We start from the raw sequence: 15,197 nt of genomic DNA on the forward strand, positions 1-15,197 counted from the left end.
GCCGACTTCAACTGCGGATCAAGGGGCGGTTCCAGGACGCCGGTGACGCGGCCCAGGGGGCACCGCACTGCGGGTCAACACGCGTGCTGCCGCAGGCACCCGGTTCGAGTCGCTCGGTGTCGAGCACCGCACCCGGCTCTCGGACGACTTCACGCCCGGCACCCGGCCGTGACCATGGTTTCCGGACGAACGGCCGGCTCACGCCTGCCTGGCCGGCTTCTGCACCAGGCGTCCTGTCTCAGGCCGGTGCCGGGCGTGACTCGGCAGTGGTGGCGTCGGCGGTCGCGCGGCGATGCCGTTCGAGGAGCCGGGCGCGGAGCGGATCCGTGTCCGGGAGGCCGAGTTCGGCGGTGATGGCCAGGGCCTGGGCCCACGCGGCGCGGGCCGGATACGGGCGGCCGGTGACGTCGTGGATGTCGCCGAGACAGAGCAGACCGCTGGCCTCGCTGTGGCGGTCGCCCGTCTGATGGAACAGGTCGAGGGCCTGCTGATAGCGGTCGACGGCCTCGGCGTGCTCGCCGAGCCCGTGGTGGAGGTAACCGAGACTGTCCTGGATATTCGCCTGCCCGTTGAGATCGCCGGTCTCCAGCGCCAGATCGAGGGCCTGCCGACAGTGCGTCAGGGCCTCTTCGTGGTCACCGCGTTGGGCGAGGATCCAGCCGATGTGGTTCAGGGCGGCGGACTGCCCGGCCCGGTCGCCGGCGGCGCGGTGGTGCGACAGGCTGTCCTGGGCGTGGCCGAGCGCTTCCTGGTGCCGGCCCTGCGCCTCGGACATCCGGGACAGGTGCTGATGGATGCGGGCCTGACCGGCGTGGCTGCCGACCTCGCCGTCGGGAGCGAGCATGCCGACGGTCAGCAGCTGGGCGCCCTCGGTGGCGGCGAGACCGGTCAGGGATCTTCGGCTGGTGATCAGTGCAAGACAGCCGGGCGCTCCGGGCAGCAGCGGACGGACCTGTTCGGCGTCGCGGGCGTTGTCCAGCACCACCAGCACCCGGCGCCCCGCCAGCAGGCTGCGGTACAGCCCGACCTGCGCCTCCAGCCCGGCCGGGATGCGGGCCGGGGGCACTTCGAGGGCGTCCAGGAACCCCCGTACCGCCTCCGCCGGGCTCGTCGCCGACCCGCCGGGCGCGAACCCGTGCAGATTCACGTACAACTGGCCGTCGGGGAAAGCCTGTTGCGCCCGGCGAGCCCAGTGCACGGCCAGCGCGGTCTTGCCCACCCCGGCCGTGCCCGACACCGCTGTGATCACCACCGCCGAGGGCTGCTCGGCCGAGGCGGCGAGGATGTCCTCGAGCCGGGCGAGTTCCTCGCCGCGCCCGGTGAATCCACGTACTCCCATGGGTAGTTGGCCAGGTGCCGGGCCGGGCCAGGGGGTCGTCACCGCCGGCCGTCGCGCCGGGGGAGCGGCCCGGACCGGCGTCCGGGACACCGGCCGTGCGACGGACTCGGCCAGGCCTCCCCGCAGGATCGCCTGGTGGACCTTGCGCAACTCCGCGCCGGGGTCGGTGCCCAGCTCCTCGGTGAGCCGCTTACGGACGGTCGAGTAGCAGTCCAGCGCCTCCGCGCTGCGGCCGGCGGCGTGCAGCGCCCGCATCAGCGCCTCGGTCAGCGGTTCCACCAGCGGGTAGGCGTCGAGGAGTTCGGTCAGCGGGCCGATCACGGCGACCGGGTCGCTGACCCGCGACTTCACCCGGGCCCAGGCGACCGAGGCGTCCACGTGCTGCCGCCGCCAGGCCTCGCGGACCTGTGCCGCCCACTGCCCGCCGAGCCCGGCCAGCGGTTCCCCGTGCCACAGTCCGAGCGCCTCGCGCAGCAGCGCCGCCCGTGTCTCGTCCGACCGCTCCGTCTCCCGGGCCCGGCCGACCAGTTGGCGGAACCGGTGGATGTCCACCTGGTCCGGGCGGGCCTCCAGAAGGTATCCGGCCGAGCGGCGCACCAGGCGCAACCGGGGATGTCCCGGGTCCTCGGTCCGCTCGCACAGCCGACGCAGCCGGGCGACATGGGCGTGCAGCGCGCGCCGCGCCCCGTCCGGCGGATCGGCACCCCAGACCCGTCTGATCAGTACATCGGCCGGGACGGGCCGGCCGGCGTCCACCGCCAGCGCGGCCAGCACCGTGCGGCGCTGCGGCGGCCCGACCTCGACGGTCCGGCCCTGCACCGAGAGCTCCACGGGACCGAGAAGGTGCAGTTCCACCACGATGTCCACACTCCCCGCACAGATCTTCTTCACTCGATGCACACAATCTCGTGCCGGGCGACAACCTATCGACAACGTTCCGGCCCACACTCGAACTTCAGTCTGATGAGGCGGACTTCAGTCTGCTGGGGCGGAGCGACTCCGCGCACGGCGGCGCACCGCGCACGGGGAGCGGCGCCGCGGGGGAGCCGGTCCGGTGGCATCCGGGGGAGAGACACGTGAACCACCAACGGGGAGCGACAGCAACGAGATCGGCGGAATCGACGGCGCGGCGGCCGGACCACCCGTACGAGCCACAGGCCCGGTACGTCGCACCGCAGCCGCAGCCGCAGCCGCAGCCTCGGCCACAGGTGTCGGACGGCGGAGGCCGGAGTGTGCTGGAGGGCGCCTTCGCTCTGCTGGGGGCGGTGGAGCGGGTCGAAGAGGCCGGACTGACCAGGCTCGCGGCCGAGTGCGGACTGCCCAAGACGACCGCCTACCGGCTCCTTGAACAGCTGGTCGAACTGGGCGCCGTCGAGCGAAGCCGCCGGGGCTACCGCATGGGACCGCGGATCTTCCGGCTCGGGCAGGGCTGGCAGCCGTACCCCGGTCTGCGCGCCGCCGCCCGCGCACCGGCCCGCCACCTCGCGCGCATCACCGGCGCGTCGGTGGGGCTCAACGTGCTGCGCGAGGGACAGACACTGGTCCTGGACTGGACGCCCGGCGAGCATGCCGGGGCGCTCGGCCGAACACTCGACAGCGGGGCCTGGCCATGGTTCACCGCGGCGGGCAAGGTGCTGGTCGCCGGGGTGTATCCGCGGCTCCCGCTGGGCCCGTTGCCGGGGTCCTGGCGCCGGGAGGCCGAGGCGATCCGGGACCTGGGCGTCGCCTTCGACCGGGAGGACGTGGCGGCCGGCGTGTGCTGTGTGGCCGTACCGGTGCGCGGACCGCACGGCGCGCCGCCGGCGTCCCTGAGCGTCGTGACCGATCCCGCGCACAACCTGGACCGGTTGGTGGGCGTGGTGCAGCAGACGGCAAGGACCATCAGCGCGGCCCTGCGCGGCCGGTGAACCGGCCCGCGGACCGGACGCGCGTACCGCCCGAAAGCCCGCTCAGGATCGGGCGTCCGGGGCCGCGTTCCGCCACCGATGGGATACACGTGCCGTCGTCCAGCGACGGAGTTTCTCGGGGTTGCGTACGACCCAGATGCGCGTGATCCGGTCGCCCGCGACGTCGAACGCGAACACCGTCACGGTGGCCCCTGCCTGCACGGCCACCAGACCGGGCTGACCGTTGACCGTACGCTCCAGGAGCGCCATGTCGCCGGGCCTGCGGCGGGCGATCTCCATCCAGGCGTACGCGATCCGCTCGCTGCCCTCGATGGGGTGCAGGAAGGTCGCGGCGAGGCCACCGCCGTCCGCGATCGCCGTGGCATGGGGGTCGAGCAGGCCGATGAGCGCGTCGATGTCCTGGGCCTCCCACGCCTGCTTGAAGTCCCTGATGGTGCCGGCGCGCTCGGCAGCCGGCGTCGCGGAGGGGCGCGAGGCCCGGATACGGCGGCGGGCCGAGGAGGCCAGCTGGCGGCATGCCGCCGGGGTACGGCCGACGATCTCGGCCACTTCGGCGAAGGAGTGGCAGAAGACGTCGTGGAGGATGAACGCGACGCGTTCGGCCGGGGTCATCGATTCGAGCACGACCAGGAAAGCCAGGTTGACCGACTCGTCCAGGGTGACCCGGTCGGCCGGGTCGGCGGTGGTGCCGCCGGGGCGCCCGGTGGCCCACTCCGTACGGTCGGGCAGCGGCTCGGGGAGCCATTCGCCCACGTAGGTCTCTCGCCGGGCCCGGGCGGAGCCGAGCAGGTTGAGGCAGATGCGGCTGGTGACCGTCGTCAGCCAGGCGCCGGGGGACTCGACGGCGTCCCGCTGCTGCGGGGACATCGTGTACCAGCGGGTGTAGGTCTCCTGGACGGCGTCCTCGGCCTCGGCCAGGGAGCCCAGGAGCCGGTAGGCGATGTTCATCAGCTGACGCCGCTCGCTCATGATCGCCTCCAGGCCCGGATCGGCCGGTGCGTTTCCTTGCCCGGATCGGGTGGTCATGGTGGCGACGGCTCCCTCGGTCGTGTCTGCCCTCATCGGTTCGACAAGACGGCGCATCGGAATGTGAGGCCCGAGCGCCACCTCACATTCCGGCGGGCTGTGTTGTCGAACCGACGGGACGAACACATCATCCAGCGAACAGGAAGCGCGCAGACACCATGACCACCTCCATGCCGGCAACACCGTTCACCGACCCGGCGCCCGCGCAGCGCCTGGAGCGGGCGGCCACCGCGCTGACCGCACAAGGCTTCACCGTGGAGATCCTCGACGACGCCGCTGCCGCGCGCACCCGCGTCAAAGAGCTGATACCGGAGGGCGCCAGTGTGTTCACCGGGGCCAGCGAGACCCTCCGGCTGTCCGGGATCGACGAGGACATCAACGCCGGCGGACGGTACCAGGCCATCAAGCCACGCGTCCTGGCCATGGACCGGGTCACCGGCGCCGACGACATCCGGCGGCTGCTGGCCGGCCCCGACGTCATCGTCGGCAGCGTCGCCGCGGTCACCGAGACCGGCTCCCTCGTGGTCGCCTCGGGCAGCGGAAGCCAGCTGCCCGGCTACGCCGGCGGCGCGGCGCGCGCGATCTGGATCGTCGGGGCGCAGAAGGTGGTACCCGACCTGGACACCGCGCTACGGCGCGTCGAAGACCACTGCCTTCCGCTGGAGAGCGCCCGCACCCGGGAGGCCTACGGGTGGCCCAGCGCCGTCAACCGCCTTCTCATCCTCAACGCGGAACATCAGGCCGGCCGCGGCACCGTCCTGCTGCTCCGCGAAGCCATCGGTTTCTGAACCACCGGGAGCCGTCGCCGCCGCGTGCCGCACCAGGCTTTGAGCCGGGCGGGGCGTCTCCTCGGTTCGTCAGTGATCATGTAGGGGATGTCACCCGCGACCGGCCCATCGAGGCCGGCCGGCTCATCACCCCCGACGGCTACGTCCTCGCCGTCAAGTACTGCTGGCACGGCTACGACCAAGCGGGTGAGCCGGTCGGGGGCGTCGAGGTCACGGAGTGCGGACGTAGCGGGCCGGTGTGGTGGCCGGCTCCTCCCGGAACAGCCGCGTCAGATGGCGGGGGCTGAGGTTGAGCTGCAGGGGCACCGGTGGCTTCCGGCCGTTGCCGTTGCCGTCCTGGCCGGCCGGGCACCTTCACTGTGCCGGTGTTCGGCCGCCCCTGATCGCCCTCGTCCAGGTCGGAGGGTCACATGCCTACGGAACCGCCGGTCGCCTGATGCGATGGATATGCGCACTTTGTGGGAAACCAGACAGAGGCCAGTGGCGGACCAGCCGGCCGGCCAGTTCACCGATCAGACAGGAAGAACGCTCATGCAAGCCATCACCGCCTCCGACCGCGACGCCGGAGTCAGCGGGCTGACCCTCACCGACCGGCCATATCCCCATGCCGCCGAGAACGACGTCGTCGTGCGGGTGCATGCCGCGGGATTCACCCGGGGGGAGCTCACCTGGCCCGGAACGTGGACCGATCGCACGGGCCGCGACCGGACGCCGAGCGTGCCCGGGCACGAGGTCTCGGGTGTCGTGGCCGAACTCGGCTACGGAACCACCGGTCTCACGGTCGGCCAGCGGGTCTTCGGTCTGACCGACTGGGCCCGCGACGGCTCGCTGGCCGAGTACGTCGCCGTTGAGGCCCGCAACCTCGCGCCGCTGCCCGCGGATGTCGACCACACGGTGGCGGCCGCGCTGCCGATCTCCGGTCTGACGGCCTGGCAGGGCCTGTTCGACCACGCGCGGATCGTGACCGGCCAGACCGTCCTGATCCACGGTGCCGCGGGCGCCGTCGGCTCGCTCGCGGTGCAGCTCGCGCGGGAGGCGGGAACCCGCGTGATCGGCACCGGCCGGTCCGCCGACCGGGACACCGTCCTCACGCTCGGCGCGCACACGTTCCTGGACCTCGACGCCGGCCGACTGGCGGACGCCGGCGAGGTCGACGTGGTGTTCGACGTGATCGGCGGCGACGTCCTCGATCGTTCGGCCGCGCTCGTACGGGCCGGCGGCACGCTCGTCTCCATCGCCCAGCCGCCCACGGTCCGCCCCGAGGACGGGCGGGCCCTGTTCTTCGTCGTGGAGCCCGACCGCGCACGCCTCACGGACCTGGCGCAGCGTCTGCGGGACGGACGGCTCCGGGTGCGCGTCGGCGCGGTCCGCCCGCTGGCCGAGGCGGCCGCGGCCTTCGCCCCTGGACAACGCGTCCCCGGACGGACCGTCATCCGGATCGCGGAGGACTGAGGACCAGGGTGCCTCCCGGCCTGTCCGGCGCAGCGTTCTGGGCCGACTCCTGTCTGGTGCCGGCACACGATGGCCACAAGGGTGTTTCCTGGCAGCTCGGGGGCTGCGGCGTCCCGCCACGGTGCGAACCCTCCGCCCCGCCCTCCCTTCCGCCCCTTGCCCAGTCTATCGAAACTCGATAGATTCCCATCGTAACTCGATGGAAGGATGGGCTGTGGGGAAACTGACAGTGCGTGCGCTGCGCGCCGTGCTCGCGGTGGTGCTCGCCGGCACCGTGTTCGTACAGGCAGGGATGGTGTGGACGTTGGTCAGTGGGAGTGACCCGGAGGACGGATCGCTCCCGTTGACCCCGCTGCGCGTGATCACGATCCTGGGCATGGTGTCGGCCCAGGTCGCCCTGGTCTGCGTATGGCGGCTGGTGACGATGGTGCGACGCGGAACCGTGTTCTCCCACGCCGCCTTCCGGTACGTGGACTACGTGATCCGCGCGATCGTGGCGGCTGCCCTGTTGTGGTTCGCGGTCACGGCCATCAACGCGCCGGGCCAGCGGGACGACCCCGGCGTCACTGTGATCATGGGCGGGGTTGGCGTGGCCATCCTCGGGGTCGCGCTCATTGTGCTCGTGCTGCGGATGCTGCTCGCCCAGGCTGTCGCGCGCGAGGTCGAAGCGGCGGAGATGCGGGCCGAGTTGGACGAGGTGATCTGATGCCGATCGCCGTCGACATCGACGTGATGCTGGCCAGGCGGAAGATGTCCGTGGGCGAGCTCGCGGACCGGGTGGGAATCACGCCCGCCAACCTGGCGGTACTCAAGAACGGCCGCGCCAAGGCAGTACGTTTCGCTACGCTCGCCGCGCTCTGCGAGGTGCTCCAGTGCCAGCCGGGCGACCTGCTGCGCTGGGAGGACGAGGACGCCGCCGGCGGATGACGTGACATGCCCCAGGACGGGCGTCAAACGCCTGGCACCACCGGACAGGGCCGTCAGTACGCGTGGTGGACTTGCCAGAAGGCCCAGGCCTGGCAGGGGCTGCCGTAGGTGGTGTTCATGTAGTTGAGGCCCCACTTGATCTGGGTGGCCGGGTTGGTCTGCCAGTCGGCGGCGACGGAGGCCATCTTGGAGCCGGGCAGGGCCTGGACGAGTCCGTAGGCGCCGGAGGAGGGGTTGACGGCGAGGTAGTTCCAGGTGGACTCGTGGTCCACGATGTTGCTGAAGCACTGGAACTGGCTGCTGCCGACGATCTGTGCGGCCATCGCCTTGAGCTGCGCCACGGTGTAGGAACTCTGCACCGGGAAGGTGGCGGTGGAATCGCCGGCCGCGGTCCTGGCCTCTTCACGGTCTTTGGCGGCCTTGTCTGCCGCGGCCTTCTTGGCCTGTGCGGTCTTGGCTGCCGCCGCCCGGGCAGTCTGCTCGGCGTCCTTCCTGGCGCTCGCGTCCGCCTGGACGGCCACGGCGTCGGCCTGCTGCGTCAGGGACGCGGTCTGCACCTGCGCCTGCTGGCCCGCGGGCAGGTCCGCGAGGAGGGTGGCATCGGTTGCCGGCGCCTGGGCGTCGTTGTTCTGCGCGCTGCTGCCGGAGGCAACACCGACGACGCTTCCGACAGCGGTGACCGCGGTGGCCGACGCCACCGCGAACCCCCTCAACGGCATTGGGCTCACGTGCATCCCATCCTCTTCGCCCGCGCCACCGTGTGCGGTGCCCGACGGAAGCATCTCGCTGGCTGGGTTCGGCAGTTGGAACACTCTTGCGTGCCGGCCCGGCCGACGCAATCCCGGAGGAAGTGTGGATCCTCACACCCGCCCGAGAGCCGGTCCGGCCGACCGCGACCGTAGTCGGACGGGATGCAGGGGAAGGAATGCGGCTGCCCTGCGGGTCGTTGTCCGCCGCCGTGCTGCCGGGTCCTCTCGCCGTCTGCCCATGCTGCTGGGCCGGCGGCTCCATGGGGCACGAAGAGACCAATGCTGCTCCACCACAGGCATTAAGCGTCCTATCACACAGGTGCGCCGTGGTCGTTTCCGCCCCGGGAATTCATAGCGTGGCGGCGCTGCGCAAGGACCGGCTCAGCGCCCGTCCTGCTCTCGTATCGACCACGGAAGGAGTGAGCGTGAACGCTCGCTTCGGCATGAAGCGGAAAGTGGCGCTTGGGTTAACGGCACTGTAGCGGTGGCTGCCTCCGCTGCCCCGGGATGCGCCTTCAAGGACCTGAAATCCGCGCTCGACGACGGCGGCGCGCGGCCGACCATCTACACCGCCGCGGTGGGCAAGGGCCGCGACCACATGTGGATCGGCGCCGTCGACGGCCTGCGGATCAACGGGACCGTCTACGACTTCGAGGCCGACGGAGTCAGAACGCGTCGGGTCGGCTGAGCGAAGCGCCCGGCAGGGCGGGCCCGAGCACCGTGAGCAGCGGCCTCCTCGCCGGCGACCACGGTCTGACCGGACTCGATGGCCGTCGCCGTCTGTGGCCCGTTCGAGTGCACGACCTGATCGGCGCCTCGGTCGCCGTGCGCGCCTCGACCGAGCGGGTGCCTTCCGGCGTGCCGGGCAGTGTGTGCGGACCGTCGGCGGTGGGCACCGCCTAGCCTCGGCGCCGTACCCACCCGGACCGTGAAGACGAACGCGGCTGCCCGGAACAGGATGTTCGAGGAATGTCTCCGCAAACGCGTCACAAGCGAGGCGACTGACTTTGTGCCCTTCGAGGTGGTGGACGAGCGGATCGGGTGCGCGGAGGAGCAGTCTGGTGCTGCGCCGGATCCGTGAGGACGGGGCGGAACCCCACCAGGGCTCGTTCCGCTACGTCCGTGCCGCGGACGTCGTGCTCCGCGGTCCGGCCGAGATCCTGGAGTCGCGGTGATCATTCATCCCAGTTTCACGGTGGAGCCATGGTGCCTGCGTGAAAACGAGCTGAACCTGGACCTGCTCGCCCAGAGCGAGTCGGTGTTCGCCCTGTCCAACGGGCACATCGGATGGCGCGGAAACCTCGACGAGGGGGAGCCCCACGGGTTGCCCGGCGCTTACCTCAACGGCGTGTTCGAGCGGCATCCGCTGCCCTACGCGGAGGCCGGCTACGGGTATCCCGAGTCCGGTCAGACGATGATCAACATCACCGACGGCAAGATCATCCGGCTGCTGGTCGACGATCACCCGTGCGATCTCCGCTACGGCAAGCTGTTGGAGCACGAGCGGGTTCTGGACTTCCGTACGGGTGTGCTCAGCCGTACCGCGAGGTGGACCTCGCCCGGCGGCCGTACGGTCCGGATCACCTCGCGGCGGCTGGTCTCCTTCACCCAGCGGGCGGTGGCCGCGGTGGTGTACGAGGTCGAACCGGTCGACGGACCGGCCACGGTGGCCGTGCAGTCCGAACTCGTCGCGAACGAACAACTGCCCAGCCTGGTGGGCGATCCGCGAGTCGCCGCGGCGATCGAGTCCCCATTGACGTCGGAAGACAGCTTCGCGCAGGGAACCCGGCTGCGGCTGCTGCACTGCACCGACCGCAGTGCGCTCAGGGTGGGAGCGGCGGCCGACCATCTGATCGAAGGACCGGAGAGCACCCGCTGGACGGCGGAGAGCGAGCCCGACGTCAGCCGACTGACGGTGACGGCGGACCTGACGCCCGGACAGCCGCTGCGGCTGTTCAAGTTCGTGGCCTACGGCTGGTCCGGGGAGCGTTCGCTGTCGGCCGTGCACGATCAGGTGGACGGAGCGGTGGCGGCCGCGGTCAGCACCGGCTGGGACGGGCTGGTGGCCGGGCAGCGGGCCTATCTGGACCGTTTCTGGGCCGGAGCGGATGTGGAGGTGGAGGGGGATGCGCAGATCCAGCAGGCGGTGCGCTTCGCTCTCTTCCACGTGCTCCAGGCGGCCGCCCGTGGCGAGAACCGGGCGATTCCCGCGAAGGGGCTGACCGGGACCGGGTACGACGGGCACTCCTTCTGGGACACCGAGTCCTACGTGCTCCCGGTACTGACGTTCACCGCTCCGGAAGCCGTCGCGTCGGCGCTGCGATGGCGGCACAGCATGCTGCCGGCGGCGCGGGAACGCGCCCGTGAGCTGAATCTGGCGGGGGCCATGTTCCCCTGGCGGACGATCGACGGTTCGGAGTCCTCCGCCTACTGGCCGGCCGGGACGGCTGCCTTCCACATCAACGCGGACATCGCCATGGCCGCCGTCCGATATGTCATGGCGACCGGTGACGAGGAGTTCGAGCGGGGCGAGGGGCTCGACCTCCTCGTCGAAACCGCCCGGCTGTGGCGTCGTCTCGGCCACCACGACGCGGACGGTGTCTTCCATGTCGACGGCGTCACCGGACCCGACGAGTACAGCGCGATCTCGCGGGACAACCTGTACACCAACCTGATGGCCCGCCAGAATCTGCGGGCCGCCGCGGAGGTGGCCGCGCGCCATCCGGACCGGGCCGAGGAACTCGGGGTCGACGACGAGGAGACCGCCGGCTGGCGCGAGGCCGCGGCCCGCATGGCGGTGCCGTACAACGCGACTCTCGGCGTGCACGAACAGTCGGCCGGATTCACCAGCCTCCAGCACTGGGACTTCGACGCCACCCCGCCCGAGCACTACCCGCTCCTGCTGCACTACCCCTACTTCGACCTGTACCGCAAACAAGTGGTGAAGCAGGCCGACGTCGTACTCGCGATGCTGGAGTGCGCGTGGGCGTTCACCGATGACGAGAAGGCACGCAACTTCGCCTACTACGAGGCGCTGACCGTCCGTGACTCCTCCCTGTCGGCGTGCTGCCAGGCGGTGCTCGCAGCCGAGACCGGGCACCTGCGACTGGCCTACGCCTACCTCGCCGAGGCCGCGCTGATGGACCTCGACGACCTGGAGCACAACACCCGTGACGGTCTGCACATCGCCTCCCTCGCCGGGACGTGGATCGCCTTGGTCGCCGGCTTCGGCGGCATGCGGCGACACCTCGACGACGACGGGAGGCCGGGCCTGCTGGGGTTCGCACCGCGGCTGCCCGAGGCGCTGTCCAGGGTGGCCTTCACGGTGCAGACGCTTGGGCAGAGGCTGAAGGTCGACATCGGGCAGACCCATGTGCGCTACCTGCTGGTGGAAGGCGAACCGCTGACCCTGCTCCACTTCGGGGAGCCGCTGACCGTGACCGTCGACGAGCCGGTGGACCGCCGGGTCCCGCCCGCGCCCGTCAACCCCGAGCCCCAGCAGCCCCGGGGCCGCCGCCCGGAGGGCCTTCCGGACGAGGAGGAGCCCCACGAAGAGCCCCAGGACTGACCTCCTCACCCTTGGCCCGGCTTCGTCGCGGCGACGGATGCGACGTGGTGCGTGCGGTCCGGCGGCGTGGGTGTCACCCGGCCGCGGCGTCGCGGGTGCGCTGGTAGTGGCGCCGTGCCTTCATCCGGTTGCCGCAGACGGCCATCGAGCACCAGCGGGCCCCGTTGGTCTTACTGCGGTCGATGAGGAACAGGCGGCACTCCGGGTTGCCGCACGCGCGCAGCCGGCCCGGCATGGTCTCCTGCAGCGCGCTCCAGGTCAGGACGGCAGCCACTGCCATCCGGCGTTCCGCGGGTGCGTCCAGCTCCCACGCCACCCCCGCCGCCGACAGCCGCGGCCGCGAGGTGACGTCCTCCAGCAGCGGGGCCAGTGAGGCGGCGGGCCGGTCGCCGCTCACCACGTCCCGCAGGAGATCGCGCGCCTGGAGCAGCTGTCGGTGCTCCTCCACGCTGCCCGTACCCCCGTGGCCCAGCTGCCAGGACCTGGCGGCCTCCGGATCGGCCAGGAGGTCCTGGACCGCGCCGTTGACCACGGGCGTGCTGTTGAGGAGCTCCAACAGCGTGTCCTGCTGTTCCCGGCCGGTCACCATGGCAGGCAGCCTCCTAACCGCATCGATTGATTTGACAGGTTACATCAATGCGAGCTCGTGGCCGTATGTCGAGATATCGCCTGCGTGTCGGCCTCCGTGTCCGTTGCCATGTCTAACCATCAAAGTCGCCTTGACGGGTTAGATGTCCTGTGCTCGACTGAAGACATAACCAGTGAAGGTTTACAGAAGGGTTAGATCCATGGTTCCCGTAGTCCACCACCGCACCGCCACCGTCAACGGCCTCGACGTGTTCTACCGGGAGGCCGGTGATCCGCAGGCACCCGTCGTGGTCCTCCTGCACGGCTTCCCGACCAGCTCGCACATGTTCCGCAATCTGATCCCGGCGCTCGCCGACCGCTACCACGTGATCGCCCCCGACCACATCGGCTTCGGCCAGTCCGCCATGCCGAGCCTCCAGGACTTCCCGTACACCTTCGACGCCCTCACCGACGTCACGGCCGGACTCCTCGACCAGCTCGGCGTCACCCGGTTCGCGATGTACGTCCAGGACTACGGCGCCCCCATCGGCTGGCGTCTGGCCCTGTGGACCCCGGACCGCATCACGGCGATCGTCACCCAGAACGGCAACGCCTACGAGGAGGGCTTCGTCAAGCCGTTCTGGGACGGCGTCTTCGCCTACACCGATGCACCGGGACCCGAGACCGAAGCCGCCATGCGCGGCGCGCTCACCCTGGAGAGCACCCGCTGGCAGTACCTGAACGGAGTCGCCGACCCCAGCCTGGTCAGCCCGGACAACTGGGTGCACGACCAGGCTCTGCTGGACCGTCCCGGCAACGACGAGATCCAGCTCAAGCTCTTCCGCGACTATCCCACCAACGTCGACCTCTACCCGCGGGTCCACCAGTACTTCAGGGACTCCCAGGTGCCGCTCCTGGCCGTATGGGGCGCCAACGACGAGATCTTCGGCCCCGACGGCGCCCGGGCCTTCACCCAGGACCTGCCCAAGGCCGAGGTCCACCTCATCGACTCGGGGCACTTCGCCCTGGAGAGCCATCTGGAAACCATCGGCGAGCTCATCCGCGACTTCCTCACCCGCGCCCTCGCCTGACGCCTCCGTCCAGCACCCCCCCGGCACCCGGAAGGAAAGCCCCATGGGACTGTCCTGGCAACAAGGCCCCCTCTCCACCGGCGCGATCGGACACTTCCTCACCCCCGAACCGCTGCCCGAGCGCCTGCTGTTCGCCGAGCGGCTGCGCCGCCGCATGCGCGTGAAGTTCAACGGAACCTGGATCGCCGACAGCGAGGACGTCGTCCTGCTGCACGAGCCCGGCCGTTACCCGGTCGCCTACTTCCCCCGCGAGGACGTCGAGGAGACGGCCCTCGTCGACGGCGGCAAGGTCACCCGGCACAAGGACCTGGGCGACACCGCCTGGTACTCGGTGAGCGCCGGCGACCGCACCACCGAACGCGCCGCCTGGGAATTCACCGCACTGCCCAAGCACGCCGGTGATCTCGACGGCCGTATCGCCTTCGCCTGGCGCGCCATGGACGCCTTCTACGAGGAGGACGAACGCATCCTCGGACACGCCGCCGACGCCTACCACCGCATCGACATCCGCACGACCTCGCGCACGCTGGAGGTCCGCGTCGGCGGCAAGGTGATCGCCCGCTCCGAACACCCCGTCGTGCTCTACGGGTCCGGGTTCGCCCCGCGCTGGTACATCCCCCGCGCGGACATCGACGGGACCTGGCTCCGGCCCGTCGAAGGCCAGACCTTCTGTCCCTACAAGGGCCTGTGCGACTACTACGACATCGGCGACGCGCACCGCGCCGCCTGGACGTACCGCGACGCCTACCGCGAGGTGGACCGGATCGGCGATCTGGTGTCCTTCGAGGCGGACAAGGTCGAGGTCCGCCTGGACGGCGAGCGCCTGCGTCCCGAGCCCGGGCAGGGCGTCGTCCCGCACGGCGCCGACCGCGGCCTGGACGCCGACGAGGTCAAAGCCCGCTGACATCACACCGGCAATCGACGAACGAGGAGCTCTCATGTCCACGAACCTGAAGGACAGGACCGTTCTCGTGGTGGGCCGCGGCAGCGGAATCGCCCGAGCGGTGAGCGACGCGGCCCTGGCAGAGGGCGCCCGGGTGGTCGCGGCAGGCCGCGACCGGGCGGCACTGCAGGAGAGTTACGGGGACACCGAGGTCACGGTCGCCACCGTCGACCTGACCGACGAGGGGTCGATCAAGGCCCTGGCGGCGGAGCTGGGGGCCGTGGACCATGTGGTCTCGACCGCCTCCGCCCGGGCCCGCGGGTTGGTCTCCGAACTCGAACCCGAGGCGATCGTGCGGTCGTTCCACACCAAGGTCGTCGGGCCGATCATGCTCGCCAAGCACTTCGCACCCACCATGCCGGCGGGCGGCTCCTTCGTCCTGTTCTCCGGGGTGGCCGCGCTCGAACCCGACCCCGGCTATCTCGGGGTCGCCGCGACCAACGGTGCCGTCAACACCGTCGTACGGTCCCTGGCCGTGGAACTGGCGCCGATCCGGGTCAACGCCGTCTCGCCCGGCACCATCGACACCGGCGCGTGGGACCCCCTGGGTGAGCGGAAGAAGGCCGAACTGTTCGCCAGGCTCTCCGCGGGCAACCCCTCGGGACGCATCGGCACCCCCGAGGACGTGGCCCACGCGGTCCTCTTCGCCCTGACGAACACCTTCCTGACCGGCACCTGCCTGGCCGTCGACGGCGGCCAGCCCCTCAGGGTCGCCACGGGCACCTGACCCGGAAGCCTCGGTCATGTCCTCCCGACCCATTGTGTTGGACCTTGTGTCCCCTTACTGTTCGGCTTTGCCTGAGTCTGTTTGATACTGATTGCTCAGGCGGATGGAGGCCG

15 protein-coding genes are annotated in these 15,197 nt (G+C 70.9%); 11 read left to right on the plus strand and 4 right to left on the minus strand.

Annotated features, from left to right (window positions below):
* Positions 1 to 238: 238 nt before the first annotated feature.
* The gene (locus ACGFZQ_RS14960; RefSeq protein WP_393840706.1) at positions 239 to 2,230 is read right to left on the minus strand and encodes a BTAD domain-containing putative transcriptional regulator; all 1,992 of its coding nucleotides are present in this window, start codon (positions 2,228 to 2,230) and stop codon (positions 239 to 241) included.
* Positions 2,231 to 2,547: 317 nt separating this feature from the next.
* Between ACGFZQ_RS14960 and ACGFZQ_RS14965 the strand changes: the two genes are divergently transcribed.
* Positions 2,548 to 3,246, plus strand: coding sequence for an IclR family transcriptional regulator (locus ACGFZQ_RS14965; RefSeq protein ID WP_393840707.1), 699 nt, complete (start codon positions 2,548 to 2,550; stop codon positions 3,244 to 3,246).
* Positions 3,247 to 3,288: 42 nt separating this feature from the next.
* Here the strand turns inward: ACGFZQ_RS14965 and sigJ are convergent, their stop codons facing one another.
* Positions 3,289 to 4,272: an RNA polymerase sigma factor SigJ gene (sigJ, locus tag ACGFZQ_RS14970; RefSeq protein WP_393840708.1), complete on the minus strand. Its 984-nt coding sequence runs from the start codon at positions 4,270 to 4,272 to the stop codon at positions 3,289 to 3,291.
* Between the two features lie 158 nt (positions 4,273 to 4,430).
* Here sigJ and ACGFZQ_RS14975 point away from each other — a divergent pair, with 158 nt between their 5' ends.
* The 4 genes from ACGFZQ_RS14975 to ACGFZQ_RS14990 all read left to right on the plus strand — a co-directional run bounded on the left by ACGFZQ_RS14975 (position 4,431) and on the right by ACGFZQ_RS14990 (position 7,439).
* A complete protein-coding gene (locus tag ACGFZQ_RS14975) occupies positions 4,431 to 5,060 on the plus strand; it encodes an LUD domain-containing protein (RefSeq protein ID WP_393840709.1) in 630 nt (209 codons plus the stop codon).
* Positions 5,061 to 5,591: 531 nt separating this feature from the next.
* A complete protein-coding gene (locus ACGFZQ_RS14980) occupies positions 5,592 to 6,512 on the plus strand; it encodes an NADP-dependent oxidoreductase (RefSeq protein ID WP_351736683.1) in 921 nt (306 codons plus the stop codon).
* 214 nt (positions 6,513 to 6,726) lie between these two features.
* Positions 6,727 to 7,218 (plus strand): DUF2975 domain-containing protein, encoded by a 492-nt coding sequence (locus ACGFZQ_RS14985; RefSeq protein ID WP_393840710.1) that lies wholly within the window; start codon positions 6,727 to 6,729, stop codon positions 7,216 to 7,218.
* The gene (locus ACGFZQ_RS14990) at positions 7,218 to 7,439 is read left to right on the plus strand and encodes a helix-turn-helix domain-containing protein (RefSeq protein WP_393840711.1); all 222 of its coding nucleotides are present in this window, start codon (positions 7,218 to 7,220) and stop codon (positions 7,437 to 7,439) included. The genes ACGFZQ_RS14985 and ACGFZQ_RS14990 overlap by 1 nt, the downstream gene beginning before the upstream one ends.
* Positions 7,440 to 7,492: 53 nt before the next feature.
* On the opposite strand, the gene ACGFZQ_RS14995 is transcribed toward ACGFZQ_RS14990, so the two are convergent.
* Positions 7,493 to 8,173 (minus strand): lytic transglycosylase domain-containing protein, encoded by a 681-nt coding sequence (locus tag ACGFZQ_RS14995; RefSeq protein WP_393840712.1) that lies wholly within the window; start codon positions 8,171 to 8,173, stop codon positions 7,493 to 7,495.
* A gap of 499 nt (positions 8,174 to 8,672) precedes the next feature.
* Between ACGFZQ_RS14995 and ACGFZQ_RS15000 the strand changes: the two genes are divergently transcribed.
* The 3 genes from ACGFZQ_RS15000 (at position 8,673) to ACGFZQ_RS15010 (ending at position 11,756) form a co-directional block, all read left to right on the plus strand.
* Positions 8,673 to 8,876 carry a hypothetical protein gene (locus ACGFZQ_RS15000; protein ID WP_393840713.1) on the plus strand — a complete coding sequence of 68 codons (204 nt, stop codon included), beginning with the start codon at positions 8,673 to 8,675 and terminating at the stop codon, positions 8,874 to 8,876.
* Positions 8,877 to 8,908: 32 nt separating this feature from the next.
* Positions 8,909 to 9,091: a hypothetical protein gene (locus ACGFZQ_RS15005; RefSeq protein ID WP_393840714.1), complete on the plus strand. Its 183-nt coding sequence runs from the start codon at positions 8,909 to 8,911 to the stop codon at positions 9,089 to 9,091.
* Between the two features lie 268 nt (positions 9,092 to 9,359).
* The gene (locus tag ACGFZQ_RS15010; protein ID WP_393840715.1) at positions 9,360 to 11,756 is read left to right on the plus strand and encodes a glycoside hydrolase family 65 protein; all 2,397 of its coding nucleotides are present in this window, start codon (positions 9,360 to 9,362) and stop codon (positions 11,754 to 11,756) included.
* A 73-nt stretch (positions 11,757 to 11,829) separates the two neighbouring features.
* Here ACGFZQ_RS15010 and ACGFZQ_RS15015 read toward each other — a convergent pair whose 3' ends face one another.
* Positions 11,830 to 12,345: a CGNR zinc finger domain-containing protein gene (locus ACGFZQ_RS15015; protein ID WP_393840716.1), complete on the minus strand. Its 516-nt coding sequence runs from the start codon at positions 12,343 to 12,345 to the stop codon at positions 11,830 to 11,832.
* 199 nt (positions 12,346 to 12,544) lie between these two features.
* Between ACGFZQ_RS15015 and ACGFZQ_RS15020 the strand changes: the two genes are divergently transcribed.
* From ACGFZQ_RS15020 to ACGFZQ_RS15030, 3 genes are read left to right on the plus strand one after another with little or no spacing between them, the layout of a single operon-like run.
* Complete coding sequence (locus ACGFZQ_RS15020) at positions 12,545 to 13,414, plus strand: alpha/beta fold hydrolase (RefSeq protein WP_393840717.1); 870 nt, start codon at positions 12,545 to 12,547, stop codon at positions 13,412 to 13,414.
* 43 nt (positions 13,415 to 13,457) lie between these two features.
* On the plus strand, positions 13,458 to 14,318 hold the full coding sequence (locus tag ACGFZQ_RS15025) for a DUF427 domain-containing protein (protein ID WP_393840718.1): 861 nt from the start codon (positions 13,458 to 13,460) through the stop codon (positions 14,316 to 14,318).
* A gap of 34 nt (positions 14,319 to 14,352) precedes the next feature.
* A complete protein-coding gene (locus ACGFZQ_RS15030; RefSeq protein WP_393840719.1) occupies positions 14,353 to 15,084 on the plus strand; it encodes an SDR family oxidoreductase in 732 nt (243 codons plus the stop codon).
* Positions 15,085 to 15,197: the final 113 nt, after the last annotated feature.

This window comes from Streptomyces sp. NPDC048254 (assembly GCF_043201895.1).
Lineage (GTDB): Bacteria > Actinomycetota > Actinomycetes > Streptomycetales > Streptomycetaceae > Streptomyces.

Bases quoted from the DNA above. Each gene is read 5' to 3' on its own strand.
- sigJ (WP_393840708.1), bottom strand. From the start codon at position 4,272: ATGACCACCCGATCCGGGCAAGGAAACGCACCGGCCGATCCGGGCCTG.
- ACGFZQ_RS14975 (WP_393840709.1), top strand. From the start codon at position 4,431: ATGACCACCTCCATGCCGGCAACACCGTTCACCGACCCGGCGCCCGCG.
- ACGFZQ_RS14980 (WP_351736683.1), top strand. From the start codon at position 5,592: ATGCAAGCCATCACCGCCTCCGACCGCGACGCCGGAGTCAGCGGGCTG.
- ACGFZQ_RS14990 (WP_393840711.1), top strand. From the start codon at position 7,218: ATGCCGATCGCCGTCGACATCGACGTGATGCTGGCCAGGCGGAAGATG.
- ACGFZQ_RS14995 (WP_393840712.1), bottom strand. From the start codon at position 8,173: ATGCACGTGAGCCCAATGCCGTTGAGGGGGTTCGCGGTGGCGTCGGCC.
- ACGFZQ_RS15015 (WP_393840716.1), bottom strand. From the start codon at position 12,345: ATGGTGACCGGCCGGGAACAGCAGGACACGCTGTTGGAGCTCCTCAAC.
- ACGFZQ_RS15020 (WP_393840717.1), top strand. From the start codon at position 12,545: ATGGTTCCCGTAGTCCACCACCGCACCGCCACCGTCAACGGCCTCGAC.
- ACGFZQ_RS15025 (WP_393840718.1), top strand. From the start codon at position 13,458: ATGGGACTGTCCTGGCAACAAGGCCCCCTCTCCACCGGCGCGATCGGA.
- ACGFZQ_RS15030 (WP_393840719.1), top strand. From the start codon at position 14,353: ATGTCCACGAACCTGAAGGACAGGACCGTTCTCGTGGTGGGCCGCGGC.